Consider the following 24,144-nt stretch of genomic DNA (forward strand, 5'->3'; position numbering starts at 1 on the left):
AGTCTACGACTCGCGGGGCTCGGGTTCCTGCGCGGCTGGCCCCTCGGTGCGAACGGGAAGACGCCGAACGGACGGCCACGCGACGACCAGCAACACGATTCCGGCGACCAGATAGGTCCAGATCTGTCCGGCGAACGAGGCCGGGACCACGACGGACCCTCCGGGCCCTTCGCCGGAGATCAGCACCAGCATGCCGATCATCCCGAGACCGGCGGCCACGGCCGCGCCCCTGTCGTGGGTCAGAGCGCGGACGGCGACGAGGATGGCCGCGCAGGCGATGGCGGCCACGATCATGCCGATCGGGATCGGGCCCCACATCACACTGTGGCTGATGGTGCCGGCGATGCCGTAGACACCGCCCACCAGGGCGGCAGCGATCCATGACAACACTCTCGACATCCAGCTCACGCGCACCTGTCGATCTTACCGACGAGGCCCCGACGAACAGGCGGAGGGGCGCAGCATCAGCCGGCGAGGCCGAACAGGCGCAGCAGGGCGGCGACCAGCGCGGCCGCCACGACGACCACGAGGAACGACTGCCGCAACCACAGGAGCCCACCAGCGACCAGCAGTGCGGGCACACGTGCATCCACGATGATCGCCTGCCCATCGCCGAGGGTCTGGACGGCCACGAGGGCGGCCAGCAGCGCGACCGTCAGAAGATCCGAGATGCGGGCCGTGCGTGGCGCCTCGAGCACCCGGGGAGGAACGAGGTAGCCGGCGGCCTTCAGCGCCAGACAGATCAACGCTGCGAGGAGGATCGCGCTCCACAGGCTCATGAGCTCACCTCCGGCCCCGCACCCGACGATGGGCGGCCCGGCGCGGTCGGACGCCCCATCCAGTTGAACCAGCCGACCGCGATAGCGACGACCGCGGCGACGAGCACGGGCAGGCCGGGCATCAGGAACGGAGTGAGGGCCGCGGCGACGACCGCCGCGGCGATGCCGACCGCGATGGCCTGGCGCTGCTGGAGACGAGGCCAGAGCAGGGCCAGAAAGGCGGCGGCTGCCGCCGCATCCAGCCCCCATGTCCGAGGATCTCCGAGCACATCCCCCACCAGCGCTCCGATGAGGGTGGTGATGTTCCAGCCGACGAAGATGCCAATCCCGGTCACCCAGAAGCCGACCCGTCGCAGCCGCGGGTCGCCCTGCGATATCGCCACCGCCGTCGACTCGTCGATCGTGAAATGGGCGGCCGCCGCCTTACGGACGGGACCTCCCCCGACGATCGGTGACATCCGCATGCCGTAGGCGACGTTGCGGACGCCGAGGAGTGCCGCCGAAGCGACCGCCGATGGCAGGGCCGCAAGCCCCCCGGCCGTGAAGACGCCCACGAAGGCGAACTGCGATCCGCCCGTGAACATCAGCAGACTCAGCACACAGGTCTGCCAGACGTCGAGGCCCGATGCCACGGCGAGCGCACCGAACGAGACACCGTACGCACTGGTCGCGATGACGACCCCGAGCGCTTCGCGCCAGACCTCACGCTCCGCGGTCATCAGGCATCCCGCGCATTGTCGTTCGCTCCACTGAACACATGATCATAATTCTGAACAGTCGAGATCGGATAGTCAAGCGAACGAACGTTTGACATGATGAACACATGGAGGAACTCCGCACACGTATCGCCCGCACCCTGCGCCGGGAGCGAGAGACCGCAGGCCTGTCGGTCTCCGAGCTCGCTCGACGCGCCGGCATCTCCAAGGCGACCGTCTCCCAGCTCGAGAGCGGCGCCGGGAACCCCAGCGTCGAGACGCTGTGGGCTCTCGGCGTCGCGCTGGGCGTGCCCTTCGCCGTGCTGGTCGATCAGCAGGCGAACGCACCGACGCTCATCCGCGCCGACGATCTCGCCGGTGTCCCCTCCTCCGCCGCGGCGTACAGTGCGACACTGCTGTCGGCGAGCCCGCCGGGAGCCCGCCGTGACGTCTACCTGATCCAGGCCGAGCCCGGCGATGCCCGCCGTTCCGATCCTCATCACCCCGGGACGATCGAGCACGTGATCCTGATGGCCGGGCAGGCGCGGATCGGCCCGGCGGGTGAACCGGTGCTGCTGAACCCCGGCGACTATCTCACGTACCCCGGCGATGCCCCGCACATCTTCGAGGCGACCGCATCGGGAACCAGCGCCGTGCTCATATCCGAGCTCCGCTGACCGTCATTCCGGACCGGCGGCCGGAGACGGGTCGGGGATCTCGTGCGGCCGGTATTGCGGCAGCCGCGAGGCCGGGAGGATCGCCAGCGCGCTGACCCCCGCCAGCAGCAGCAGGCCGAGCTTGAGCGTGCCGAGCCGCGATTCCTCGTTCACCACCACCGCCGCGTCGATCTGCGCGGGCGTCGCGTCGGTCGCTTCGAGCGCGACGCGCAGGTCGTCGTTGCTGATGAAGTTGAGATTGTCCATGTCGACCTGGGCGACGAGCGACGGGGGCAGCTCGGGGTGCTCGACCACGGCACGACCGACACTGAGTCCGAGGAGCGACACCAGAAGTGCGCCCGCCAGCGCGGTGCCGACCGCCGATGCGAGGTTCTGGGTGGTGCCGCGCAGCGACCCGACGTCACCGGCGAGCTCGGCGGGGGCCGCGGTCACGAGCACGTTGAACACCAGCGTGACGAGCGCGCCCTGACCGATGCCGAACACGATGAGCCCGACGATGGTCGGGATCGTCTCCCAGTTGTTGTTCACGACGAACGACAACCACACCAGGGCGACCGTGGTGAGGATGAACCCCACGACACCGATCGTGCGTGGAGGGAAGCGCCGGTACAGTCGCACCACCAGGGTGGCCGTCACGAAGACGGTGAGGTTGAACGGCATCATGGCCATGGAGGTGTCGAACGGCGTACGGCCCTGCACGATCTGGATGTAGAGCGGGATCGTGAAGTTCACGCACGCCTCCAGCGCGACCACGATGAACATGGCGTACACGGCGGCCCGCTCCCGCGAAGAGCCGAGGACGCTCAGGTCGATCAGGGGCACCTTCCCCTCCGCCATCCGCTTCCTCGTCCACAGGAAGAACGCCTGGCCGAGCACGAGGCCGACGACGATGAACACGGGAGCGGGCGAGAGGCCGAGGATGTTGAAGGGAGCGTCGGTCGTCGCCGCCACGGCACCCCAGGAGTTCAGGTTGTTGAAACCCAGCGTCAGCAGCACGATCGCCGCTCCGATCAGCAGCGACGCCACGAGGTCGATGCGGATCGAGGCGTCACCGCGATCACCGCGCAGGGTGAAGCTCAGCGCGAAGACCACCACGGCGATCCCCAGAACGATGAAGAACATCGGGCGCCAGCCGACCAGCGTTCCCAGGGTGCCGCCGATGAGGAAGGCACTCACCCCCGAGATCGCGCGGGCCGAACCGATCGCGCCGATGGCGGTCGCCTGCTGCGGTCCGCGGTAGTTCTCGGCGATGAGTGCGACGATCGACGGCACGATGATCGCCGCGGCTGCTCCCGCGACCGCCTGGCCGGCGATCGCCCACCACACGGTGGGAGCGAGGATCATCATGACCGAGGAGCCTGCGAACAGCGCGATCACGATCCGGAAGATGACGACCCAGCCGATCCGCTGGCCGAGTTTCGCTCCGGTCATCACGAGGGCGGCCACCGCGAGGCCGTACATGACGATGGTGGTGCTCGCGACCGTGGGCGGAACACCGAATTCGCTCACCATGCCGCCGAGCGAGATCGGCAGCGCCGCCACGTTGAACGACATCAGCACCTGAGCGAGGAACAGGCTGACCATCGGCAGCCACGAGGTCTTGGTCGGGCTCTGCACCGTCTGGATCATGAGTGCTCCTGCGGTGCGGCCGAGGGTGCGGGGGGATCTCTGCGCGCCGGGGCGGAGGCGAACAGGTTCAACCCCAGGACGCGCGACAGATAGCCGATCGCCATCTGCGATCGGATCGAGTTTCCGGCCTCGTCGAGCCGTGGCGAGAAGCCGGCCACCGCGCCCTTCCCGGGGGCGACCGCGACGACGCCTCCGGAGACGCCGGACTTCGCCGGGAGCCCGATCTCGAACAGCCAGTCGCCGGAGCGTTCGTACAGCCCTGTCGACGCGACCACGGCCAGGGTGTCTCGGCACACCTCTTCCGAGACGACCCGCTCACCGCTGACGGGGTTGACTCCCCCGTCGGCGAGCGTCGCCCCCATCACCGCCAGATCGTGAGCCGTCACGGCCAGAGCACACTGACGCGTATATACGTCGACCACCTCATCGGGATCCCCCTCGAGCCGACCGTAGCTGCGCAGCAGACGCCCCAGCGCGCGATTGCGATCGTTCGTCTGCGCTTCCGAGGCGTACACGACGCCGTCCAGGCTCAGCGGTCGCCCGGCGAAGGCGGAGAGCCCTTCCCGCACGCGCTCCCACTGCTCGACGGCTGTCCGACCCGGCATGAGCGCGGTCGTCGCGATGGCACCCGCGTTGACCATCGGATTCATCGGGTGCCCATCGTTGAGCTCGACCGCCATCACGGAGTTGAACGCGAGTCCGGTGTTGTTCACGCCGACGATGTCGCGCACACGTTCGTGGCCGTGCTCCTGGATCGCCAGTGCGTAGACGAACATCTTCGAGATCGACTGGATGGAGAACGGGTGCAGGGCATCGCCGGCGTCGTGCCGCCCGCCGCCGACATCGATCACCACCAGCCCGAACAGTTCCGGATCCACCTCCGCGAGCACGGGGATGTAGTCGGCGACGCCGCCCGAGTGCTCGCCCGCGTAGCGGGAGTGCGCCTCGCGTAGGAGCTCCTCGACGCGATCCCATCCCGGCAGGATGCCGGTGGACACCTCCTGCGGAACGCCGCGCCACGCCGTCGGGTCGAGCACTTCTCCTCCTCGGATCCGTGACGCCCCCAGCCGTCAGAGTCACCGTAGCGCTCGACGGCCGCCTTCGGCTAGAGAATCCTCGGCGGGATGACCCGGGATCAGTACCAGTTCATGGCCTGGGAATGCGACCACGCACTGCACGGCGTTCCGTACACCGACGAGATGTATCCGAGACCCCAGGCGACCTGGGTGGCGGCGTTCGTCTGCCAGTCGGAGCCCGCGGACGACATCTTGCTGCCGGGAAGGGCCTGCGGGATGCCGGTGGCGCCGCTCGGGTTGTACGCCTGGTAGTTCCAACGGGACTCCTTGTTCCACAGCGAGTTCAGGCAGGAGAACTGATCGCCGCCCCATCCGTAGGTGCTCGACATGATCTGCTGCGCGGCTGCCTTGGCGCCTTCCGGAGTGTTGGCTGCGGCCAGAGCAGCTGCGGCCTGCTGTTCCGCCGCGGCCTGCGCAGCGGCCTGCTCCGCCGCGACCCTGGCTGCCTCCTCCTCGGCCTGCTTCTGCTGCGCAGCGGTGAGCGCGCTCCGAAGCTCGTCGGTATCGGAGACGACGTTCGCCGTCTCCTCTTCGACCTCGTCGGCGAGGACCCCCACCAGGAGCACCGGCGTCACGTCGATGTCGTCGAGTTTGTCGATGTCCTTCTGCAGGTCGGTGGTGTCGACGGACGTCACCGCGCCGACGTCGAGCCCGGACGCGACGACCTCGGATTCCAGCGTGGATGCCGCCGTCGCGGCATCCTTCGCCTTCGCCAGCGTGGCGGCCGCATCCTCGGTGATCTGCGCGAGGGGTTCTGCACCGGCCAGCGCGGGGGCGGTGACGGCCACCGCGGGGTTGATGGCTCCGACCGCCGGCGCGGACGCGAGGCCGACGCTGAGGGTGATGCCGACCAGGGTGGCGGAGGCGAGGCCGAGGAGGGTCATGGGGCGGTGGGCGGCGGAACGGGCGGACGCCGCCGCGGAGGCGCGCCGAAGCGCACGGGTCTTCTGAAGCATGGGTTCGACTTTCGGGTGGTCGTACGCCCTTGCAGGAGACTCATCGGGAGCTCGTCCCAGGCGCAAGTCATCCACTCTGAACCACGAACCTGAGCGAAAACCATCCCTCACCTGGGATTTACATGAGAAGAGGGCCTCGTGCACGCCTTTCGGCGGCACGAGGCCCTCTCACTCGGAGCTTCGCCGAGTGTGGTCTCAGACGTTCGCGTCCTGACGCTTCAGACGAGCGGTCTCCCGCGCGCGGGTGTTCGCGTCGAGGTTCACCTTGCGGATGCGGACGACCTCGGGGGTCACCTCGACGCACTCGTCGTCGCGGGCGAACTCGAGGCTCTCCTCCAGCGTCAGCTGACGCGGAGGCGTCATCGACTCGAAGGTGTCGGAGCTCGCCGCACGCATGTTGGTGAGCTTCTTCTCCTTGGTGATGTTCACGTCCATGTCGTCGGCGCGGGAGTTCTCGCCGATGACCATTCCCTCGTAGACCTCCTGCGTGGGCTGCACGAAGAACGACATGCGCTCCTGCAGGGCGATCATCGCGAACGGGGTGACGACGCCCTGGCGGTCGGCGACGATGGAGCCGTTCTGACGCGTCGTGATGGAACCGGCCCACGGCTCGTACCCGTGCGAGATCGCGTTCGCGATTCCGGTACCACGCGTGGTGGTGAGGAACTCGCTACGGAAGCCGATGAGGCCGCGCGACGGGACGATGAACTCCATGCGCACCCAGCCGGTGCCGTGGTTGGTCATGTTCTCCATGCGACCCTTGCGGTTCGCGAGCAGCTGGGTGATCGCCCCGAGGTGCTCCTCCGGAGTGTCGATCGTGAGGTGCTCGAACGGCTCGTAGGTCTTGCCGTCGATCTTCTTCGTGACCACCTGCGGCTTGCCGACGGTGAGCTCGAAACCTTCGCGACGCATGTTCTCGACGAGGATGGCGAGGGCCAGCTCTCCACGGCCCTGCACCTCCCACGCATCCGGACGCCCGATGTCGACGACCTTGAGCGAGACGTTTCCGATGAGCTCCTTGTCGAGACGGTCCTTGACCATGCGAGCAGTGAGCTTGTGCCCCTTGACCTTGCCCATGAGGGGCGAGGTGTTGGTGCCGATCGTCATCGAGATGGCGGGGTCGTCGACCGTGATGGCCGGCAGCGGGCGCACGTCCTCGGGGTCGGCGATGGTCTCGCCGATCGTGATGTTCTCGAAGCCGGCGATGGCGACGATGTCGCCGGGACCGGCGGAATCGGCGGGGTAGCGCTCGAGCGCGCGGGTCTTCAGGAGCTCGGTGATACGCGCGTTCTGGTGCGTGCCGTCGGAACGGACCCAGGCCACGGTCTGGCCCTTCTTCAGCGTGCCGTTGAAGACGCGCAGCAGCGCCAGACGGCCGAGGAAGGGGCTGGAGTCGAGGTTCGTGACCCAGGCCTGCAGCGGGTGCTCGTCGTCGTACTCCGGAGCGGGAACGTGCTCGAGGATCGCCTCGAACAGCGGCTCGAGGTCGTCGTTGTCCGGCAGCGAGCCGTCGGCGGGACGGTTCTGCGATGCCGCACCGGCACGACCGGAGGCGTAGACCACCGGCACGTCGAGGAGCGCGTCGACATCGAGGTCGGGCACATCGTCGACCAGGTCGGAGGCGAGACCCAGCAGCAGGTCGTGCGCCTCTTCCTCGACCTCCGCGATGCGGGCGTCCGGACGATCGGTCTTGTTGACCAGCAGGATGACGGGGAGCTTCGCCTCGAGCGCCTTGCGCAGCACGAAGCGGGTCTGCGGCAGCGGACCCTCGCTCGCGTCGACCAGCAGCACGACACCGTCGACCATGGACAGGCCGCGCTCGACCTCGCCACCGAAGTCGGCGTGACCGGGGGTGTCGATCACGTTGATCGTGATCTCCTTGCCCTGGGCGTGCTTGCCCTTGTATGTGATCGCCGTGTTCTTGGCGAGGATCGTGATGCCCTTCTCACGTTCCAGGTCGTTCGAATCCATGGCGCGCTCATCGACGTGGGCGTGTTCGCCGAAGGAGCCCGTCTGACGCAGCATGGCGTCGACGAGAGTGGTCTTGCCGTGGTCGACGTGCGCGACGATCGCGACGTTGCGGAGGTCAGAACGGAGGGCGTGCGCCATGCAGGTGTCCTAAAAGATGTGGGGTTTCGCCGGGAAGCCGACGTTCCAGGATAACGCAAGCTCAGGGCTTGTTCCTGAAAAGCAGGTCGTAGCATCGAGATCGTGACCCGACCGCAGGCTCCGTGGGACCTCCCCGACCTCTCCCCCGCTCCCTCCCGCGCACGACTGTGGTGGGAGATCGCCATCGTCCTCGCGCTGGGCCTCGGCCAGTCGGCGGTGTATGCGATCGTGCAGCTCGCCTACCGGCTCACGGACGATGTGCCGATCGCCGATCAGGTGGCGAAGCTCAATCCCTCGCGGAGCGACAGGGAGATCTTCGACCTGATCTACCAGGTGCTCGCCATCGGATTCTCGCTCGTCCCCGTGCTGCTGGTGTGCTTCCTGCTGTGGCAGTCGCGCCGCCCGCACCTGGCGCGGCTGGGGCTGGACGGCACGGGGATCGCGAAGGATGTCGGACGTGGGGTGCTCCTCGTCCTGGCCATCGGAGTCCCCGGGCTCGGCCTCTACCTCGCCGGCCGCGCCCTCGGGCTCACGGTCGCGATCGACCCCGCAGGGGTGGGCGCTTTCTGGTGGACCGTTCCCGTCTTGCTGCTGGCCGCCGCCCGAGCCTCCCTGCAGGAGGAGTTCGTCGTGCTCGGCTATCTCTTCACCCGGCTCCGGCAGCTCGGGTGGAGTCCGTGGGCGATCATCATCTCCACGTCGATCCTCCGCGCGAGCTATCACCTCTACCAGGGATACCCCGCCTTCATCGGGAATCTGGCGATGGGGCTGCTCTTCGGCTGGCTGTATCAGCGCACCGGGCGGTTGATGCCGTTCCTCGTCGCGCACTTCGTGATCGACGCCGCCGCGTTCGTCGGGTATCCGTGGGCGGCGGCCACCTGGCCCGAGCTGTTCGGGTTGCCCGGCTGAGTGTTGGACCCCGGGCACGTTCTCCTCCCCTCGGCGGGTATGTCCTAGCCTGGGTGCTTCCAATGACGGAACACGGAGGGATGTCCTATGAAGATGAATCGGATGACCAAGGCGGGGGCCGCGATCGCGATAGCGGCAGGGCTCACGTTGCTGAGCGTGGCGCCCGCGTCGGCCAGCGTTTTCGGGCCGTACTCGTCGGCAGCGCAGTGCAACGCCGATCGCACCGACTACGTCCGAGGTGGCGGGAAGGCAGCGCCCTGCATCCCGGGAACCGGCGGCTGGTATTTCCAGTCCTACTGAGCGCCATCGCACGGGAGGGCGGGCGCACAGCCCGTCCTCCCGTGCGTTGACAGGCTGTGACGCCCACCCTAGGCTCGGGGCACCCACGACGACGTGGGCACGACAATCCGGGGGGATTCGATGAAGAAGAAATTGTCCGCAACGGCCGCAGGTATCGTCCTGGTCGCAGGCATGGTGTTCGGTGGGGCCGCCGGCGCGCAGGCCGCCACGTGGTTCGGCCCGTTCACGGACCTGTCCTACTGCCAGGCCGAACGACGGGTCTTCATGCAAGAGGGCTACAGCGTCGGATCGTGCGTGCATCGCGCCGGTCAGCCGGGCTACTGGTTCTCCTACTCCTGAAAAGGGCTCGACCTCTGGAAAAGGGCTCGACGCGCATGACGATGCGCCCCCTGCCCTCACGAAGAGGGCAGGGGGCGCACGTGTCGAGGGGGCAGAACTCGTTCAGCCCGCGGCGACGATCAGTACGGCGACAACCGCCCAAAGGACGATCACGCCGAGCGCGAGCAGCGCGCTGGTGTCCCAGGAACGGCGGATCGGCGCGCTCGCACCATGCCCCGCCGCCGCCTGCCAGCGGTCTCGGATGTCGGTGAAGCTGCGCAGCGAGGTCGAGACGCTGGTCTCCTCGTCGCGCATCTTGCTGCGTCTCGGCCGGGCATGCGCCGGTCCGCCCCAGCAGGTGAGTTCCGTGTCGTCGTCGAAGGAGAACTTCAACTGCCACTCGAGATCGATGTCTCGAACCCGGTGCCAGCCGAAATCCGTCCGTCGCAGCATGTTCTGCACCTGCGCCCCGTCATCGCGGATGCGGACCATCGACACGTAGCTGATCTCGTAGACGATCCACAGGCCGAGAAGCACCCAGGGAGCCAGCAGCAGTGTCTGCGTCCATCCGCCCCGCACGACGGCGTCCCCGAGGAGGAAAACCGCGAGCGCGAGGCTCACGACCATGACGACCGTGCCCGAGGACGAGCGGAAAGTCCGCTCGTCCTCGGGAGAGTTCAGCCTCGCCACGATCAGAGGCCGCCCAGAGGGATCGACGCACCGGGGATGGCCTCGAGCAGGCGGCTCGTGTACTCCTGCTTCGGGTTCGCGAAGGTCTCATCGACCGTGCCCTGCTCGACGATCCGGCCGCGCTCCATGACGCAGACCAGGTCGCTCGAGACACGCACCACCGCGAGGTCGTGCGTGATGAACAGGTAGGTGAGCCCGAGCTCGGTCTGCAGATCGGCCAGCAGCCTGAGGATCTGCGCCTGGACGAGCACGTCCAGAGCGGAGACCGCCTCGTCGAGCACCACGATGTCCGGCTTGAGCGCCAGAGCACGCGCGATCGCGACCCGCTGGCGCTGTCCACCCGACAGCTCGCTCGGGTAGCGGGTTGCCAGATCCTGCGGCAATGACACCTGATCCAGAAGCTCACGCACGCGCTCGCGACGCGAAGTGCGATCACCCACACCGTGGATCTCGAGCGGCTCCGCGATCGTGTTCTCGAGGTTGCGCAGCGGATCCAGGGACCCATACGGATCCTGGAACACCGGCTGCATGCGACGACGAAGACCGAACGACTGCGCCCGGGAGAATCCGGACACGTCCATGCCGTCGATCTCGATGGTTCCCGAGGTGGGTTCCTCGAGCTTGAGGACCATCTTCGCGACGGTCGACTTGCCCGAGCCTGACTCGCCGACCAGCGCCAGCGTCTTTCCCCGCGGGATCTCGAACGACACGTCGTCCACAGCACGGAACATCTCACTGCGGAAACCACCCTGGCGGATGCGGTAGTCCTTCGTGAGAGCAGCGACGCGAACGGTCGGCGGGATATCGGCGAGGTCGTCGAGCGTTTCCACGCCGCGGTCCTCGACCACGGCCTGGATGCGCTGCGATGCCACGCTCGGCGCTGCGGCGACCAGGCGCTTCGTGTACGGATGCTGCGGGTTCTGCAGGATCTCCTTGCTCGGACCCGACTCCACGATCGAGCCGTTCTGCATCACGATCAGCCGCTCCGCGCGCTCGGCTGCGAGACCGAGGTCGTGGGTGATCAGCAGCATCGAGGTGCCGCGGTCGCGCGTCAGGCTCGCCATGTGGTCGAGGATCACGCGCTGCACGGTGACATCGAGCGCCGACGTGGGCTCGTCCGCGATCAGGAGCCGCGGGTCCGCAGCCAGTCCGATTCCGATGAGCGCACGCTGGCGCATTCCGCCGGAGAACTGGTGGGGGAACTGACGCAGCCGCTTGGCCGCGTCGGCGAGCCCCGCCTGCTGGAGCACCTCGATCGCGCGGGCGCGCACCGCAGCACGGCCCTGAGCGAGGCCGTTCGCACGAACCGCCTCCTCCACCTGGAAGCCGATGCTCCAGACGGGGTTGAGGTTCGACATCGGGTCCTGCGGCACGTAGCCGATCGCCTTGCCGCGGATGCGCTCCATCTCCCGCTCGGAGAGGTGCGTGAGCTCCTCGCCGTCCAGGGTGATGCTCCCGCCGGTGACCTTTCCGGTGCCGGCCAGCAGTTTGATGATGGACGTCGCCGCCGTCGACTTGCCCGAACCGGACTCGCCGACGATCGCGACCGTCTCTCCCGCCATGACATCGAAGCTGATGCCGTGCAGGACCTGTCGTGTGCCGTTCTGCGTGTCGAACGCGACCGTGAGATCGCGAACGCTCAGCAGCGGAGCTGTCGATTCGTTCATCGGCGTGCCCTCGCCCTCGGGTCGAGGGCGTCTCGGATGAGCTCGCCCAGGAGGATGAACGCGAGCACCGTGATGGTGAGCGCGATCGACGGATAGATCAGGGCCATCGGCGCGACGCGCAGGGAGCGCTGCGCCTGGCTGATGTCGTTGCCCCAGGACATGACGTCGCTGCCGAGCCCGACACCGAGGAAGCTCAGTGTCGCTTCGGCGACGATTCCACCGGCCAGAGCCAGCGTCGCCAGGACGAGCAGCGGTGCGAAGGCGTTCGGGATCACATGCGACATCAGGGTGCCGAAGCGCCCCTTGCCGAGCGCGGCCGATGCCATCACGAAGTCCGCCTGTTTCACTCTGAGCACTTCCGCTCTGACGACGCGCGCGGTCGCAGCCCACGCGAATCCACCGATCGCGAGAGCGAGGGTGAAGACGTTGCGGTACTGCGCGAACACCGTCATCACGACGACTGCCGCGAGGATGTAGGGGATCGAGAAGAAGATGTCGCCGACGCGGGAGAGCACCGCGTCGAGCCATCCACCGTAGTAGCCGGCGAGCGCACCCATGATCAGTCCGAGAGTCGAGCTGATGATGGTCGCCAGAAGACCGACACTGATCGACGTGCGCGAGCCCCACACGATGCGCGACCAGATGTCGCAGCCCTGGAACGTGTACCCGAGAGGGTGGCCCGCAGCCGGTCCGGCATTGGAGTTCGCGAGCTCGCACTGGTTGTTCGGCGGCGTCTGCGTGAAGAGCGTCGGCCACAGAGCCATCAGCAGGATGAGCGCGACGATTCCGAGGGAGATCCAGAATGACGGCCTGCGACGCAGATCCGTCCAGGCGTCCCGCCAGAGGCTCGCGGGCTTGCCTTTGACATTGATGGCATCCGTCGGCGGCTGTTCGGCCACCACCGGTGCGACGTAGTGGGTGGGACGGTCACTTGACATAGCGGATCCTCGGGTCGAGCAGCCCGTAGAGCAGGTCCACGAGCAGGTTGACGAGAACGTAGATGATGACGAACACCGTCACGAACGACACGATGGTCGGTCCTTCGTGCCTCAACGTCGCCTGGAACAGGGTCTGTCCCACGCCGGGAATGTTGAAGATGTACTCCGTCACTGTCGCTCCGACGAGGAGCACACCGAAGTTCGTCGCCGAGTTGGTGATCACCGGGATCAGGGAGTTGCGCAGCACGTGCACGGGGATCACGCGGTTGCGTGACAGCCCCTTGCCATATGCGGTGCGGACCCAGTCCTGGTTGAGGGTGTCGAGGACAGATCCACGCATCAGCCGCATGCTCGTCGCATACAGGCTCAGACCCAGCACGATGGCGGGCAGCCACAGGTCGCCCCAATCGTTCTGACCGCCCACCGTCGGACGGAACCAGCCCAGCTTGATCGCGAGGAAGTACTGCGCGAGGAAGGCGACGACGAAGATCGGCATCGAGAGGAACACGAGCGAGATGATCAGCGACACATGGTCGAAGAACTTGCCCTTGCGGAGCGCCGAGAGCGTTCCGATGATGATGGCGAGCGTGAACTCGATCGCGATCGCCATGATGGCCAGGCGTCCGGTGATGGGAAGCGTGCGCGCGAGGACGGTGCTCACAGACTCACCGGAGAACGTCGTTCCCATGTCGCCCTTGAAGACGCCGGTGATGTAGTAGAAGTACTGGACGAGGAACGGGTCGTCCAGGTGGTACTGCGCTCGGATCGTGGCGAGCAGCTGCGGGCTCGGCGGTTTGTCACCGAAGAGCGCCGCGATCGGGTCACCCGGCATCAGGAAGACGAGCGCGTAGATGAGAAGCGTCGCACCGAAGAAGACCGGGATCAGCTGGAGAAGTCGCCGCAGGGTATAGGCGAGCATCCTTGCTCCTTTCGTGGAGTCGGAGTCAGCCGGAGTGCACGACGCGAGGCGGTGACGTCGCCGCCACCGCCTCGCTGCCGTTCACTCCAAGGACCTACTCGGCCTTGGTGATCTCGTAGTAGAGCGGAACAGAGTTCCAGCCGACGGTGACGTTGTCGACGTTGTCGCCGAAACCGCCGATGGAGTTCTGGTACCAGAGCGGGATGACGGGAAGGTCGTTGAACAGGATCTCCTGGACCTTCTCGTACGCCGCGTTGGCGTCGTCAGCGCTCGTCGCCGCTGCACCCTCTGCGAGCAGTGCATCGACCTCCGGGTTCGAGTAGTCACCGTCGTTGGACGATGCGCCCGTGCCGTACAGCGGCTGCAGGAAGTTGTAGACGGCGGGGTAGTCGCCCTGCCATCCGGAACGGTTCGCCGTCTGGATCGTGCGCTTGCCGGCGTCGTCACGAGCGTTGACTGCAGCACGGAGCGTCGCGAGGTCGACGTACGGTGCACCCGACGCCTCGATGCCGAGAGTGTTCTTCAGCGAGTTCGAAACCGCGTCGACCCACACCTGGTGTCCACCATCGGAGTTGTACGCGATCTGGAACGTGCCGGACCACGGCGCGATGGCGTCAGCCTTCGCCCACAGCTCCTTGGCCTTCTCCGGGTCGTACTTCAGCACGTCGGAGCCGGGAACGCTGTCGCTCCAGCCGTCGATGACCGGCGTGGTGAAGTCGCTCGCGGGGGTACGCGTGTCGGCGAAGATCTTGCTCGTGATCTCCTCACGGTTGATCGCCAGCGAGATCGCCTGACGACGGAGCGTGCCCTCTTCGCCCGAGAAGTGGGCGAGCTGGCCACCGATGGTGAACGACTGGAAGATGGCTGCGGGCTGGTTGGTCGCCCGCTCGCCGAGCTCGTCCTCGAACACCGCGAGGGAAGCCTCGGGGATCTGGTCGATGACGTCGATGTTGCCGCCGAGAAGGTCGGCGTATGCGCCCTCGGGAGCCGTGTAGAACTTCAGCGTGAGGCCGCCGTTCTGCGCGACGCGCTCACCCTTGTAGTCGTCGTTCTTGACCAGGTCGATCTGGACATCGTGCTGCCAGGCACCGTCCTTGGCGAGCATGTACGGACCGTTGCCGATCGGGTTCTCGCCGAAGGCGTCCATGTCCTCGAAAGCCGCGTCGGGGAGCGGGTAGAACGCCGAGTATCCCAGGCGCGTCACGAAGTCGGATGCGACGTCGCTGCTCAGATCGATCGTGAAGGTCTGGTCGTCGACCTCGGTGAGGCCGGTGAGCTCGGAGTCGGCGTCGGCGTTGAAGCCGACGATGTCGGCGAACCAGGACTGGTTCAGCTGTGCGTTGGAGAGCTGCGCGCCGTAGTTCCACGCGTCGATGAAGTTGTGGGCGACGACGTCTTCACCGTTGGTGAACTTGTTGCCCTCCTTCAGCTTGACGGTGACCTTGTTGGGTGCGTCGACCGTGATCGACTCGGCCATGTCGTTGACGAGGGCGCCATCGCCGTCGTAGAAGGCGAGGCCGGCGAAGATCGAGTCGAGGATCTTGCCACCACCGACCTCGTTGGTGTTGGTCGGGATCAGCGGGTTCTCCGGCTCGTTGCCGTTCGCCGAGATGATGGCCGACGTCGAGCCCTTGGAGCCCTCGTCGCCCGAGTCGTTCCCGCCTGCACATCCGGCCAGCGCCAAGGCGCCGATCACGAGCAGAGCGCTGCCCGCGAGGGCAATCCTGTTTCTTTTCACTTTTCGTCCTCCTGTGGACAGTGCTGAGTCTGCGCGCTCACCATCGAACACGCAGGGATACCTGAGCGTAACCCGCCCCTTCGCCCACAGCCGCCCTCAGCTAACGAACTGTTACTGAGTGGTGACCATCTGTAACACCGGGGAAACACCACGAAACAGAAGACGGTGCCGCGCTCCACACGGAAGCGCGACACCGTCTGCTCGGATGAGCACGAGGCTCAGGCGAAGGCCTCCACGGGCGGGCAGGCGCACACCAGGTTGCGGTCGCCGTAGGCCTGGTCGATGCGGCGCACGGGCGGCCAGTACTTTCCGGCGACCAGCGCATGCACCGGGTAGGCGGCGTCCTCGCGCGAGTAAGCGTGGTTCCACTCCCCCGCGATGAGCGAGACCGCGGTGTGCGGCGCGTGCACCAGCGGGTTGTCATCGGCCGGCCAGCGACCGGCAGCGACGGCCTCCGCTTCGGCCTTGATCATGATCATCGCTTCGATGAAGCGCTCGATCTCGTCGACGTCCTCCGACTCCGTCGGCTCGACCATCAGGGTTCCCGCGACGGGGAACGACATGGTCGGCGCGTGGAAGCCGTAGTCGATGAGGCGCTTGGCGACGTCGTCGACCGTGATGCCGGTGGCTTCCTTGAGCGGACGCAGATCGAGGATGCACTCGTGCGCCACCCGACCGTTCTCGCCGGTGTACAGCACCGGGAAGTGGCTGCCGAGGCGCTCCGCGATGTAGTTCGCCGAGAGCACGGCCGCTGCCGTGGCGCGACGCAGCCCGTCGGCGCCCATCATGCGCACGTACGCCCACGAGATCGGCAGGATACCCGCGGACCCGTAGGGAGCTGCGGAGATCACACCGCCCTCGAACGTGAACCCGCCGAAGTGCTCCGCGCTCTGCGCGAGGGGGTGCGAAGGCAGGAACGGTGCGAGGTGCGACTTCGCCGCGACCGGCCCGATGCCGGGGCCGCCGCCGCCGTGCGGGATCGCGAACGTCTTGTGCAGGTTGAGATGCGAGACGTCGCCGCCCAGGTCACCGAAGCGCGCATAGCCGAGCAGGGCGTTGAGGTTGGCGCCGTCGACGTACACCTGCCCACCGGCGTCGTGCACGGCGGCCGTGATCTCCACGACCTGCTCCTCGTACACACCGTGCGTGGAGGGGTAGGTGATCATCAGGGCCGACAACTCGTCGGCGTGCTGGGCGATCTTCGCGCGCAGGTCGTCGAGATCGACGTTGCCGAGTTCGTCCGTCGCGACGACGACGACCTTCATGCCGGCGAGCACGGCCGAAGCCGCATTCGTGCCGTGTGCCGACGACGGGATGAGGCAGACCGTGCGATGCGTGTCGCCGTTCGCGTGGTGGTACCCGCGGATGGCGAGGAGACCAGCCAGCTCGCCCTGCGAGCCGGCGTTCGGCTGCAACGAGACCGCGTCGTAGCCGGTGACCTCGGCGAGCCAGCCCTCGAGCTGACCGATGAGCTCGAGGTAGCCCTGCACATCGGCGGCCGGAGCGAACGGGTGGATGCCCGCGAACTCGGGCCACGTGATGGCGGCCATCTCGGTCGCGGCGTTGAGCTTCATGGTGCACGACCCCAAGGGGATCATGCCGCGATCGAGCGCGTAGTCGCGGTCGGAGAGGCTCTTCAGATACCGCATCATGGCGGTCTCCGAGCGATGCGAGTGGAAGACCGGGTGCGTGAGGTACTCGTCCTGACGCCGCAAGTCGTTCGGGAGCGCCCGCAGCTTGTCGTTGCCGAAGAGACCGAACGCCCGCTCGTTCTTGCCGCCGAAGACCATGGCGACCTGGTGCAGCTCGCCGAGAGTCGTGGTCTCGTCGACCGCGATGCCGACCGTGTCGGCGTCGGCGACGTGCAGCAGGATGCCGTAGCCGTCGTGCGCCTGCGCGGCGTACTCGGCCGCCCGACCGGGAACACGCACCTGCACGGTGTCGAAGAACTCCGCGTGCACGACTTCGGAACCGGAATCGACCAGCCAGTCACGCAACAGGGCGGCCTTCGCGGTCGTCTGGGTCGCGATCTCGCGCAGCCCGTCAGGGCCGTGGTACACCGCGTACATCGATGCCATGACGGCCAGCAGCACCTGGGCGGTGCAGATGTTCGACGTCGCCTTCTCGCGACGGATGTGCTGTTCGCGCGTCTGCAGCGAGAGCCGGTACGCGGGCTTGCCGTCGGCATCCACCGACACTCCCACGAGTCGACCGGGCAGCTGACGCTCGAGGCCGGAGCGGACCGCCATGTAGCCGGCGTGCGGCCCGCCGAAGCCCATCGGCACGCCGAAGCGCTGGGTCGTGCCGACCGCCACGTCGGCGCCGAGGGATCCGGGCGAGGCGATCAGGGTGAGTGCGAGCAGATCCGCCGCCGCGACGGCGAGAGCACCGGAGAGGTGCGCGGCGTCGAAGACGGCGGACGGGTCCCAGACCCGTCCGGATGCCCCGGGGTACTGGACGAACACACCGAACAGGTCGGCCGGCAGCTCCTCGCCAGCGGCGAAATCGACCGTGACGATCTCGATACCCAGGGCCTCAGCACGCGTGTCGAGCATCGCCCTCGTCTGCGGGAGGGCATCGGCGTCGACCGCGAACACGGTCGACGCCGACTTCGAGGCACGACGGGCGAGCAGCATCGCCTCGACGACCGCGGTCGACTCGTCGAGCATCGACGCGTTGGCCGTGGTCAGCCCGGTGAGCTCGGCGACCATCGTCTGGAAGTTGATGAGCGCCTCCAGACGCCCCTGGGAGATCTCCGGCTGGTACGGCGTGTACGCCGTGTACCAGGAGGGGTTCTCCAGCACGTTGCGCTGGATCACCTGCGGCGTGATGGTGCCGTAGTATCCCAAGCCGATCATCGGGCGGTTCACGGTGTTGCGCGACGCGAGCGTCCGGAGCTCGGCGAGAGCCTCGGTCTCGCTCGCCGCGGACGGGATGAGCGAGGGCGCATCCGTGGCCTCGGCAGACGGACCGGTGTAGATCGACGCCGGCACGGCCTGGCGCATGAGCGCCTCTACCGGACTCAGCGCAGAGTCGGCTGCGGTGGTGTCGAGACCGAGGGCGGCGAGCATCGTGCGCTGCGCGGCATCCGTGGGTCCGATGTGACGATCGGCGAAAGTGACCACTGGAGAATCAGCCCTCCGTGAGAGCGACATAGGCGTCGCGGTCGAGCAGACCGTCGAGAGCACCGGCGGCAACGGTGACCTTGAGCAGCCATCCGCCCTCGAACGGCGCCGCGTTGACGAGCGACGGGTCATCCACCGCTGCGTCGTTGATCTCGACGACCGTGCCCGAGACGGGAGCGTAGAGCTCGCCGACCGACTTCGTCGATTCGATCTCGCCGACGACCGCTCCTGCGGTGACCTCGGTGCCGACGGCGGGGAGCTCGACGAACACGACGTCGCCCAGCTTCTCGGCGGCGTAGTCGGTGATCCCGATGGTCACGGCGTCGCCGTCAGCGGCGATCCACTCGTGCTCTTCGGTGTAGTGGAGTGCGGCGAGATCGGTCATTTGGTCCTCCGGTAGAAAGGCAGGGCGGTCACGGTCGCGGGGATTCTGGTTCCCCGCACATCAAGGAATACTGCGGTTCCCTCTTCCGCGGAAGACGGGGTCACGTAGGCCATCGCGATCGGATGACCGAGCGTGGGGCTGAGCGCGCCGCTCGTGATCTCACCGAGCACCGACCCGTGTTCGTCGACCACGGCGTAGCCGGCGCGACCGGCGCGCTTGCCCTCGGCGACGAGTCCGACCAGGACCGGCGCTTCCGATGCGTCGGCCGACTCCGCAGCGGCGGAGAGAGCGGCCTTGCCGACGAACTGCTCCTTCGCGCTCACGACGACCCGACCAAGGCCCGCCTGCGCCGGCCGGGTGTCGAGGCTCAGCTCGTGGCCGTACAGGGGCATACCCGCCTCGAGCCGCAGGGTGTCGCGCGCGGCGAGTCCGGCGGGGACGAGGCCGTGCGGTGCGCCCGCGGCGAGGAGCGCATCCCAGAGCGACGCGGCGCGGTCGGCGGCGACCAGAAGCTCGAAGCCGTCCTCGCCGGTGTAACCGGTGCGCGCGAGGAGGACGGGCACGCCGTCGTAGTTCGCGGACGCCCAGGCGTAGTACTTCTGCTCGGTCCAGGGAATGCTGACGTCGGTGATGCCCGGGGTTTCGGCGAGGATGGCCTCGGCGTTCGGTCCCTGCACGGCGATGAGTGCATAGTCGTCGGAGACGTCCTGCACCACGACGTCGAAGCCGTCGGTGCGATCGCGAAGAGCAGCGGAGACGGCGTCGCGGTTGCCCGCGTTGGAGATGATGAGGAAGTCGTCGCCCTTGAGGCGATAGACGATCACGTCGTCGATGATCCCGCCGGACTCGGCGAGCAGGAGCGAGTACTTCGCCTTCCCGACGGCCAGCGCCGAGAGGCGGCCGGCCAGGGCGTTGTCGAGGAAATCGGCGGACCCGCTGCCCTGGACCGTGAACTCGGCCATGTGCGAGATGTCGAAGATGCCCGCGCTCTGGCGCACGGCGTGGTGTTCGGCGAGGTCGGAGGTGTACCGCACCGGCATCTGCCAGCCGCCGAAGTCGGTGAACGATGCGCCGAGCGCCTCATGGCGTGCGCGCAGCGGGGTGTAGCGGGGGTCGGACATGGAGTTCTCCCGGGCTGTGTCGGGCGGAACGGCGGCACCGTCGTTCCTCGGAACTCCCCCTCTGTCATGGGCCTGAGAGCTTCACCCGTGCACGGAGGCGGGGCTTTCACCGTCGGCGGATCCGCAGAGTCGCCGGATCGCTTTTCAGAGTGGCCGGAACCGCGCGGTACGCGTACCTGAGAGATTGGCGGGGAGGCTTGCTCCTTCGGTGCCCGGCTGCGTTCGCCGGGGCTCTCCCGCGTGGTTCATTCGGCCTGTCTTCAATTGTGGGTCCAGTCTAGCCGGTCGGATCCTCGGTGCCGGATTCTCCGGAAGCGCGTTCGAATCGCGCGAATGGTCCCGTTCCGGGGTCAGACGCGACCATTCACGCGATTCGAAGGCGGAGCGCCGGCCGTCAGCGGGTGATGCCGAGTTCGGCCCGCACCTCGTCGCGCAGGCGGCCGAGGTTGTCGGGTTCTGGTGCGGCACCGAGGAGCGTCCTGGTGTATTCGTGCTGCGGGTTGAGGATGACCTCGTCCGCGGGGCCGCGCTCGACGACGTCACCCTTGTAGAGCACCATGATCTCATCCGAGAAGTGCCTCGCCGTGGCCAGGTCGTGTGTGATGTACAGCACACCCAGGTTCTCCTCGCGCTGCAGATCAGCGAGAAGGTTCAACACCCCCAGCCGGATCGACACGTCCAGCATCGAGACCGGCTCGTCGGCGACGATGAACCGGGCGCCCGGGGCGAGAGCCCGCGCGATCGCGACACGCTGTCGCTGCCCGCCCGAGAGCTCGTGCGGGCGCCGCTCCGCGAAACTCTCCCCTGGGGTCAGACGCACCCGCTCCAGCAACTCCACCGCGCGCTCCCGCACCTGCGCCCGCGACAGCTCCGGGTGGTGCAGACGGATCGGCCGCTCCAGATGATGAACGATCGTGTGGAACGGGTTCAACGACGCGAACGGGTCCTGGAACACCATCTGCACGTCCGCGCGGTACCGCTCCAACGCGCGCCCCCGAGCCCCGGACGCCTTCCCGTCCAACAGGATCTCGCCGCTGGTGGGCGTCTCCAGCTTCATCAGCATCCGGGCGATCGTCGACTTCCCCGACCCCGACTCCCCCACCAGGGCGACCGTCTTGCCCGCCTCGATGGTGAACGACACGTCCTTCACCGCATGGAGGATGCTGGTCTTGAATCCCGACCGCAGGTGGAAATCCTTCACCAGATTCCGCGCCTCCAACGTCGCCACCTGCGGCACGGCCGCGGTGGAGCTCGTGATGCTCGTGGTCATCGGACGCCCTCCTGGCTCACACCGGTGCGGACGAAGTCGCCCCGCTCGCCCTTGAGCGACGGGAAGCTCGACAGCAACCGCTTCGTGTACTCGTGCTGCGGAGTCCGGTAGATCTCCTCCGCCGTTCCCTCCTCGACGATCTGCCCCTGCAACATGATCGCGATCCGATCACTGATCTCGATCAGCATCGGCAGATCATGCGTGATGAAGATCACCGCGAATCCGAGCTTCTCCCGCAGCCGCATGATCTCCCGGATGATGCCCCGCTGCACGACCACGTCCAGCGCCGTGGTCGGCTCGTCCATGATCATCACCTGCGGATCGAGGGCCAGAGCCATCGCGATCATCATGCGCTGCCGCATGCCACCCGACAGCTCATGCGGGAAACTCGACAGGCGGTTGGGGTCCACGCCGACGAGCGTCAGCAGTTCCTCCGCCCGCGCGGTCTTCGCCTTCTTGCTCATCCCGGGCCGGTGCGTGTCGAAGATGTCGAAGATCTGTGCCTTGACACTGATCACCGGGTTCAACGAGTTCATCGCCCCCTGGAACACCATCGAGATCTTGTCCCACCGGAACGCGCGCAGACCCTCGCCGTCCAGTCCCACGATGTCGATGTCATGACCATCCCGGTCATGGAACACGATCTCCCCGCCCGTCATCAGAGCCGGAGCCTTGAGCAGACGGTTCATGCCGTAGGCCAGGGTCGTCTTCCCGCAGCCCGACTCCCCCGCCAACCCCAGGATCTCGCCCCGGTTCAACGTCAGCGACACATCCCGCACGGCCTTCACCGGCGGATCCACCTCATACTCGATCGACACGTTCCGCGCCGTCAGGACCGGCTCGCTCATGCGGTGACTCCCTTGGTCTTGGCGGCCTTGCGCACACGCCGCGCGGCTTCGGGCGCATTGCGCAGCTTCGGATTGATGACCTCGTCGATCGCGAAGTTGATGAGCGACAGGCCGGCACCGAGAATCGCGATCATGAGCCCCGGCGGGACGAACCACCACCAGGCACCGCGTCCGAGGGCCTGCCCCGACTGCGCGTCGTTGAGGATCGATCCCCACGTGATCGAGGAGTTGGGGCCGAGACCGAGGTAGGACAGGCCGGCCTCTCCGAGGATCGCGAAGATGATCGCGAAGAGGAACTGGGCCGTGAGCAGCGGCAGGAGATTCGGCATGATCTCGACCAGGATCACGCGGAACGACCGCTCCCCTGCGACCTTCGACGCATAGACGTAGTCACGGGTACGGAGCGATCGTGTCTGGAGCCGGAGCACATATGCCGCCCCGGCCCAGGAGGTGATGCCGAGCACGAACGCGACGAGCTGCCAACTGCGCTGCGGCACGAACGAGGCGATGACCATCACCAGCGGAAGCCCGGGGATCACGATCATCACGTTCGTGAGGAGTGCGAGACCGTCTTCGCGCCAGCCGCCCAGATATCCGGCCAGAACGCCGAAGAACAACGACAGCACGATCGCGATGCCGCCGGCGGTCACACCGATGAGCAGGGACCCCTGAGCGCCGATCGCCAGTTGCGCGAACATGTCGTTGCCGAGCTTGGTGGTGCCGAGCCAGTGCTCCGCGGAGGGCGGCTGGAGCGCAGGGTTCGCCGTGCTGCGCGGGTCCTGCGAGAAGATCGGCGCGATGATCGCGAACAGCACGATGGCCGCGACCAGGATCACGCCGACGATGAACTTCGGCGAAGTGCTGGGAAGGATGCGACGACGCTTACGCCCCTGCTGCGTGGCGAGCGAGACCGTGCTGGCCGGGGCGGTGACGGGTGGCTCCTGCGTCAGGAGCGGGTTCTTCGTGTCAGACATTCTGGCGAGCCCTCGGGTCGATGAAGCCATAGACGAGGTCCATGATGAAGTTGGCGGCGAGCACCGTCAGGGTGATGACGAGGAACAGTCCCTGCATCAGCGCGTAGTCGTTGTTGGTCACGGCCTGGAACATTAGCTTGCCGATTCCGGGGTAGGTGAACACCTGCTCCATCACGATCGAGCCGGCGACCACGAAACCGAGCGTGATCGAGAAGCCCGCGATCGAGGGGATCGCCGCATTGCGGGCCGCGTAGGTGGTGAGCACGCGACGGGGCCGGAGACCCTTCGCCTCCGCCGTCAGCACGTAGTCCTCGGCGAGCGTGGAGACCATCATGTTGCGCATGCCGAACATCCACCCGCCGACCGAGCTGATCACGATCGTGATAGCGGGCAGGATCGCGTGCGCGACGGCGTCGGTGAAGAACGCCCAGGTCGGCTCGGGGCCGTCCGGGTAGTCGAAGACGTCGTACCCGCCGAAGATCGGGAACCAGCCGAGACCGACCGCGAACACCGAGACGAGGATCAGCGCCAACCAGAAGTACGGGATCGACTGGAGCACAGTCGTGACGGGGATCAGGTGGTCGACCCAGGTGCCTCGCTTCCAGCCGGCCCAGGCGCCGAGCACGACGCCGAGGACGAAGGAGATGACGGTCGCGGTGCCGACCAGGACGAGCGTCCAGGGAAGCGCACCGGCGATGAGCTCCGTCACCGGAGTGGGGAACTTGGTGACCGATACTCCGAGATCGCCCTGGAACATGCGTCCCCAGTAGGACAGATACTGCTCCCAGAGAGAGGAATCGTCGCCGCCGAGCAGGAGCTTGATGTTGCGGATGGCGGTCTCGGAGACCTCACCGCCTGCTCGCTGCATCTTGGCGATCATGATGTCGGCCGGGTTCCCCGGCATGAGCCGGGGAAGAAGGAAGTTGATGGAGATCGCGGCCCAGAGCGTGAACGCGTAGAACCCGATTCTTCGTGCATAGAACTTCATGTCACTGTTTTCCTGACTTCCTTCTTCCCCGAC

The 24,144-nt window shown here is 67.1% G+C and carries 23 protein-coding genes and 2 riboswitches; of the genes, 4 read left to right on the forward strand and 19 right to left on the reverse strand.

Features of this window, described 5'->3' with window-relative positions:
- Window positions 1-3: 3 nt before the first annotated feature.
- From MST3598_RS11590 to MST3598_RS11600, 3 genes are read right to left on the reverse strand one after another with little or no spacing between them, the layout of a single operon-like run.
- Window positions 4-414 (reverse strand): hypothetical protein, encoded by a 411-nt coding sequence (locus tag MST3598_RS11590; protein WP_029260340.1) that lies wholly within the window; start codon window positions 412-414, stop codon window positions 4-6.
- Between the two features lie 50 nt (window positions 415-464).
- Window positions 465-779, reverse strand: coding sequence for an AzlD domain-containing protein (locus MST3598_RS11595; RefSeq protein WP_021199608.1), 315 nt, complete (start codon window positions 777-779; stop codon window positions 465-467).
- The gene (locus MST3598_RS11600) at window positions 776-1,498 is read right to left on the reverse strand and encodes an AzlC family ABC transporter permease (protein WP_029260341.1); all 723 of its coding nucleotides are present in this window, start codon (window positions 1,496-1,498) and stop codon (window positions 776-778) included. Before MST3598_RS11600 ends, MST3598_RS11595 begins: the two co-directional genes overlap by 4 nt.
- A 104-nt stretch (window positions 1,499-1,602) precedes the next feature.
- On the opposite strand from MST3598_RS11600, the gene MST3598_RS11605 reads away from it, so the two are divergent.
- Entirely contained in the window at window positions 1,603-2,151 is a 549-nt protein-coding gene (locus tag MST3598_RS11605; protein ID WP_029260342.1) for a helix-turn-helix domain-containing protein, read from the forward strand.
- A gap of 3 nt (window positions 2,152-2,154) precedes the next feature.
- Here the strand turns inward: MST3598_RS11605 and MST3598_RS11610 are convergent, their stop codons facing one another.
- The 4 genes from MST3598_RS11610 to typA all read right to left on the reverse strand — a co-directional run bounded on the left by MST3598_RS11610 (window position 2,155) and on the right by typA (window position 7,921).
- A complete protein-coding gene (locus MST3598_RS11610) occupies window positions 2,155-3,780 on the reverse strand; it encodes an MFS transporter (RefSeq protein ID WP_029260343.1) in 1,626 nt (541 codons plus the stop codon).
- Window positions 3,777-4,817 carry a glutaminase A gene (gene glsA / locus MST3598_RS11615; RefSeq protein WP_029260344.1) on the reverse strand — a complete coding sequence of 347 codons (1,041 nt, stop codon included), beginning with the start codon at window positions 4,815-4,817 and terminating at the stop codon, window positions 3,777-3,779. Before glsA ends, MST3598_RS11610 begins: the two co-directional genes overlap by 4 nt.
- A gap of 98 nt (window positions 4,818-4,915) precedes the next feature.
- Window positions 4,916-5,812, reverse strand: a complete 897-nt coding sequence (locus tag MST3598_RS11620) for a hypothetical protein (protein ID WP_029260345.1) — start codon at window positions 5,810-5,812, stop codon at window positions 4,916-4,918.
- 195 nt (window positions 5,813-6,007) lie between these two features.
- Complete coding sequence (typA, locus tag MST3598_RS11625; protein ID WP_029260346.1) at window positions 6,008-7,921, reverse strand: translational GTPase TypA; 1,914 nt, start codon at window positions 7,919-7,921, stop codon at window positions 6,008-6,010.
- Window positions 7,922-8,023: 102 nt separating this feature from the next.
- Here typA and MST3598_RS11630 point away from each other — a divergent pair, with 102 nt between their 5' ends.
- The 3 genes from MST3598_RS11630 (at window position 8,024) to MST3598_RS11640 (ending at window position 9,469) form a co-directional block, all read left to right on the forward strand.
- Complete coding sequence (locus MST3598_RS11630; RefSeq protein WP_029260347.1) at window positions 8,024-8,830, forward strand: CPBP family intramembrane glutamic endopeptidase; 807 nt, start codon at window positions 8,024-8,026, stop codon at window positions 8,828-8,830.
- 102 nt (window positions 8,831-8,932) lie between these two features.
- The gene (locus tag MST3598_RS11635) at window positions 8,933-9,130 is read left to right on the forward strand and encodes a hypothetical protein (RefSeq protein WP_152525878.1); all 198 of its coding nucleotides are present in this window, start codon (window positions 8,933-8,935) and stop codon (window positions 9,128-9,130) included.
- Between the two features lie 120 nt (window positions 9,131-9,250).
- The gene (locus MST3598_RS11640; protein ID WP_021199599.1) at window positions 9,251-9,469 is read left to right on the forward strand and encodes a DUF3693 domain-containing protein; all 219 of its coding nucleotides are present in this window, start codon (window positions 9,251-9,253) and stop codon (window positions 9,467-9,469) included.
- A 102-nt stretch (window positions 9,470-9,571) separates the two neighbouring features.
- Here MST3598_RS11640 and MST3598_RS11645 read toward each other — a convergent pair whose 3' ends face one another.
- The 12 genes from MST3598_RS11645 to MST3598_RS11700 all read right to left on the reverse strand — a co-directional run bounded on the left by MST3598_RS11645 (window position 9,572) and on the right by MST3598_RS11700 (window position 24,111).
- Entirely contained in the window at window positions 9,572-10,138 is a 567-nt protein-coding gene (locus MST3598_RS11645; protein ID WP_021199598.1) for a hypothetical protein, read from the reverse strand.
- A 2-nt stretch (window positions 10,139-10,140) separates the two neighbouring features.
- Window positions 10,141-11,805: a dipeptide ABC transporter ATP-binding protein gene (locus MST3598_RS11650; RefSeq protein WP_029260348.1), complete on the reverse strand. Its 1,665-nt coding sequence runs from the start codon at window positions 11,803-11,805 to the stop codon at window positions 10,141-10,143.
- On the reverse strand, window positions 11,802-12,743 hold the full coding sequence (locus MST3598_RS11655; protein WP_021199596.1) for an ABC transporter permease: 942 nt from the start codon (window positions 12,741-12,743) through the stop codon (window positions 11,802-11,804). Before MST3598_RS11655 ends, MST3598_RS11650 begins: the two co-directional genes overlap by 4 nt.
- Complete coding sequence (locus MST3598_RS11660) at window positions 12,733-13,662, reverse strand: ABC transporter permease (protein ID WP_021199595.1); 930 nt, start codon at window positions 13,660-13,662, stop codon at window positions 12,733-12,735. Before MST3598_RS11660 ends, MST3598_RS11655 begins: the two co-directional genes overlap by 11 nt.
- A 94-nt stretch (window positions 13,663-13,756) precedes the next feature.
- Window positions 13,757-15,400: a peptide ABC transporter substrate-binding protein gene (locus tag MST3598_RS11665; RefSeq protein ID WP_029260349.1), complete on the reverse strand. Its 1,644-nt coding sequence runs from the start codon at window positions 15,398-15,400 to the stop codon at window positions 13,757-13,759.
- Between the two features lie 218 nt (window positions 15,401-15,618).
- On the reverse strand, window positions 15,619-18,555 hold the full coding sequence (gene gcvP, locus MST3598_RS11670) for an aminomethyl-transferring glycine dehydrogenase (RefSeq protein WP_051671207.1): 2,937 nt from the start codon (window positions 18,553-18,555) through the stop codon (window positions 15,619-15,621).
- Window positions 18,533-18,910, reverse strand: coding sequence for a glycine cleavage system protein GcvH (gene gcvH / locus MST3598_RS11675; RefSeq protein ID WP_029260351.1), 378 nt, complete (start codon window positions 18,908-18,910; stop codon window positions 18,533-18,535). Before gcvH ends, gcvP begins: the two co-directional genes overlap by 23 nt.
- Entirely contained in the window at window positions 18,907-20,031 is a 1,125-nt protein-coding gene (gcvT, locus tag MST3598_RS11680; protein ID WP_029260352.1) for a glycine cleavage system aminomethyltransferase GcvT, read from the reverse strand. Before gcvT ends, gcvH begins: the two co-directional genes overlap by 4 nt.
- A gap of 54 nt (window positions 20,032-20,085) precedes the next feature.
- A riboswitch (glycine riboswitch) is annotated at window positions 20,086-20,184 on the reverse strand.
- A 1-nt stretch (window position 20,185) separates the two neighbouring features.
- Window positions 20,186-20,280, reverse strand: a riboswitch (glycine riboswitch).
- A 145-nt stretch (window positions 20,281-20,425) separates the two neighbouring features.
- A complete protein-coding gene (locus MST3598_RS11685; RefSeq protein ID WP_051667994.1) occupies window positions 20,426-21,301 on the reverse strand; it encodes an ABC transporter ATP-binding protein in 876 nt (291 codons plus the stop codon).
- A complete protein-coding gene (locus MST3598_RS11690) occupies window positions 21,298-22,149 on the reverse strand; it encodes an ABC transporter ATP-binding protein (RefSeq protein ID WP_021199589.1) in 852 nt (283 codons plus the stop codon). The genes MST3598_RS11685 and MST3598_RS11690 overlap by 4 nt, the downstream gene beginning before the upstream one ends.
- Window positions 22,146-23,123, reverse strand: coding sequence for an ABC transporter permease (locus MST3598_RS11695; RefSeq protein WP_021199588.1), 978 nt, complete (start codon window positions 23,121-23,123; stop codon window positions 22,146-22,148). The genes MST3598_RS11690 and MST3598_RS11695 overlap by 4 nt, the downstream gene beginning before the upstream one ends.
- Window positions 23,116-24,111: an ABC transporter permease gene (locus MST3598_RS11700; protein ID WP_021199587.1), complete on the reverse strand. Its 996-nt coding sequence runs from the start codon at window positions 24,109-24,111 to the stop codon at window positions 23,116-23,118. Before MST3598_RS11700 ends, MST3598_RS11695 begins: the two co-directional genes overlap by 8 nt.
- Window positions 24,112-24,144 lie beyond the last annotated feature (33 nt).

The sequence above is a fragment of the Microbacterium sp. TPU 3598 genome (assembly GCF_002356155.1).
GTDB classification, from domain to species: Bacteria; Actinomycetota; Actinomycetes; order Actinomycetales; family Microbacteriaceae; genus Microbacterium; species Microbacterium maritypicum_A.

Excerpts from the sequence above, each read along its gene's own strand:
- MST3598_RS11595 (WP_021199608.1), bottom strand. The coding sequence starts at position 779 with ATGAGCCTGTGGAGCGCGATCCTCCTCGCAGCGTTGATCTGTCTGGCG.
- MST3598_RS11600 (WP_029260341.1), bottom strand. The coding sequence starts at position 1,498 with ATGACCGCGGAGCGTGAGGTCTGGCGCGAAGCGCTCGGGGTCGTCATC.
- MST3598_RS11605 (WP_029260342.1), top strand. The coding sequence starts at position 1,603 with ATGGAGGAACTCCGCACACGTATCGCCCGCACCCTGCGCCGGGAGCGA.
- MST3598_RS11610 (WP_029260343.1), bottom strand. The coding sequence starts at position 3,780 with ATGATCCAGACGGTGCAGAGCCCGACCAAGACCTCGTGGCTGCCGATG.
- MST3598_RS11620 (WP_029260345.1), bottom strand. The coding sequence starts at position 5,812 with ATGCTTCAGAAGACCCGTGCGCTTCGGCGCGCCTCCGCGGCGGCGTCC.
- typA (WP_029260346.1), bottom strand. The coding sequence starts at position 7,921 with ATGGCGCACGCCCTCCGTTCTGACCTCCGCAACGTCGCGATCGTCGCG.
- MST3598_RS11635 (WP_152525878.1), top strand. The coding sequence starts at position 8,933 with ATGACCAAGGCGGGGGCCGCGATCGCGATAGCGGCAGGGCTCACGTTG.
- MST3598_RS11640 (WP_021199599.1), top strand. The coding sequence starts at position 9,251 with ATGAAGAAGAAATTGTCCGCAACGGCCGCAGGTATCGTCCTGGTCGCA.
- MST3598_RS11650 (WP_029260348.1), bottom strand. The coding sequence starts at position 11,805 with ATGAACGAATCGACAGCTCCGCTGCTGAGCGTTCGCGATCTCACGGTC.
- MST3598_RS11655 (WP_021199596.1), bottom strand. The coding sequence starts at position 12,743 with ATGTCAAGTGACCGTCCCACCCACTACGTCGCACCGGTGGTGGCCGAA.
- MST3598_RS11660 (WP_021199595.1), bottom strand. The coding sequence starts at position 13,662 with ATGCTCGCCTATACCCTGCGGCGACTTCTCCAGCTGATCCCGGTCTTC.
- gcvP (WP_051671207.1), bottom strand. The coding sequence starts at position 18,555 with ATGTCGCTCTCACGGAGGGCTGATTCTCCAGTGGTCACTTTCGCCGAT.
- gcvH (WP_029260351.1), bottom strand. The coding sequence starts at position 18,910 with ATGACCGATCTCGCCGCACTCCACTACACCGAAGAGCACGAGTGGATC.
- gcvT (WP_029260352.1), bottom strand. The coding sequence starts at position 20,031 with ATGTCCGACCCCCGCTACACCCCGCTGCGCGCACGCCATGAGGCGCTC.
- MST3598_RS11685 (WP_051667994.1), bottom strand. The coding sequence starts at position 21,301 with ATGACCACGAGCATCACGAGCTCCACCGCGGCCGTGCCGCAGGTGGCG.
- MST3598_RS11690 (WP_021199589.1), bottom strand. The coding sequence starts at position 22,149 with ATGAGCGAGCCGGTCCTGACGGCGCGGAACGTGTCGATCGAGTATGAG.
- MST3598_RS11695 (WP_021199588.1), bottom strand. The coding sequence starts at position 23,123 with ATGTCTGACACGAAGAACCCGCTCCTGACGCAGGAGCCACCCGTCACC.
- MST3598_RS11700 (WP_021199587.1), bottom strand. The coding sequence starts at position 24,111 with ATGAAGTTCTATGCACGAAGAATCGGGTTCTACGCGTTCACGCTCTGG.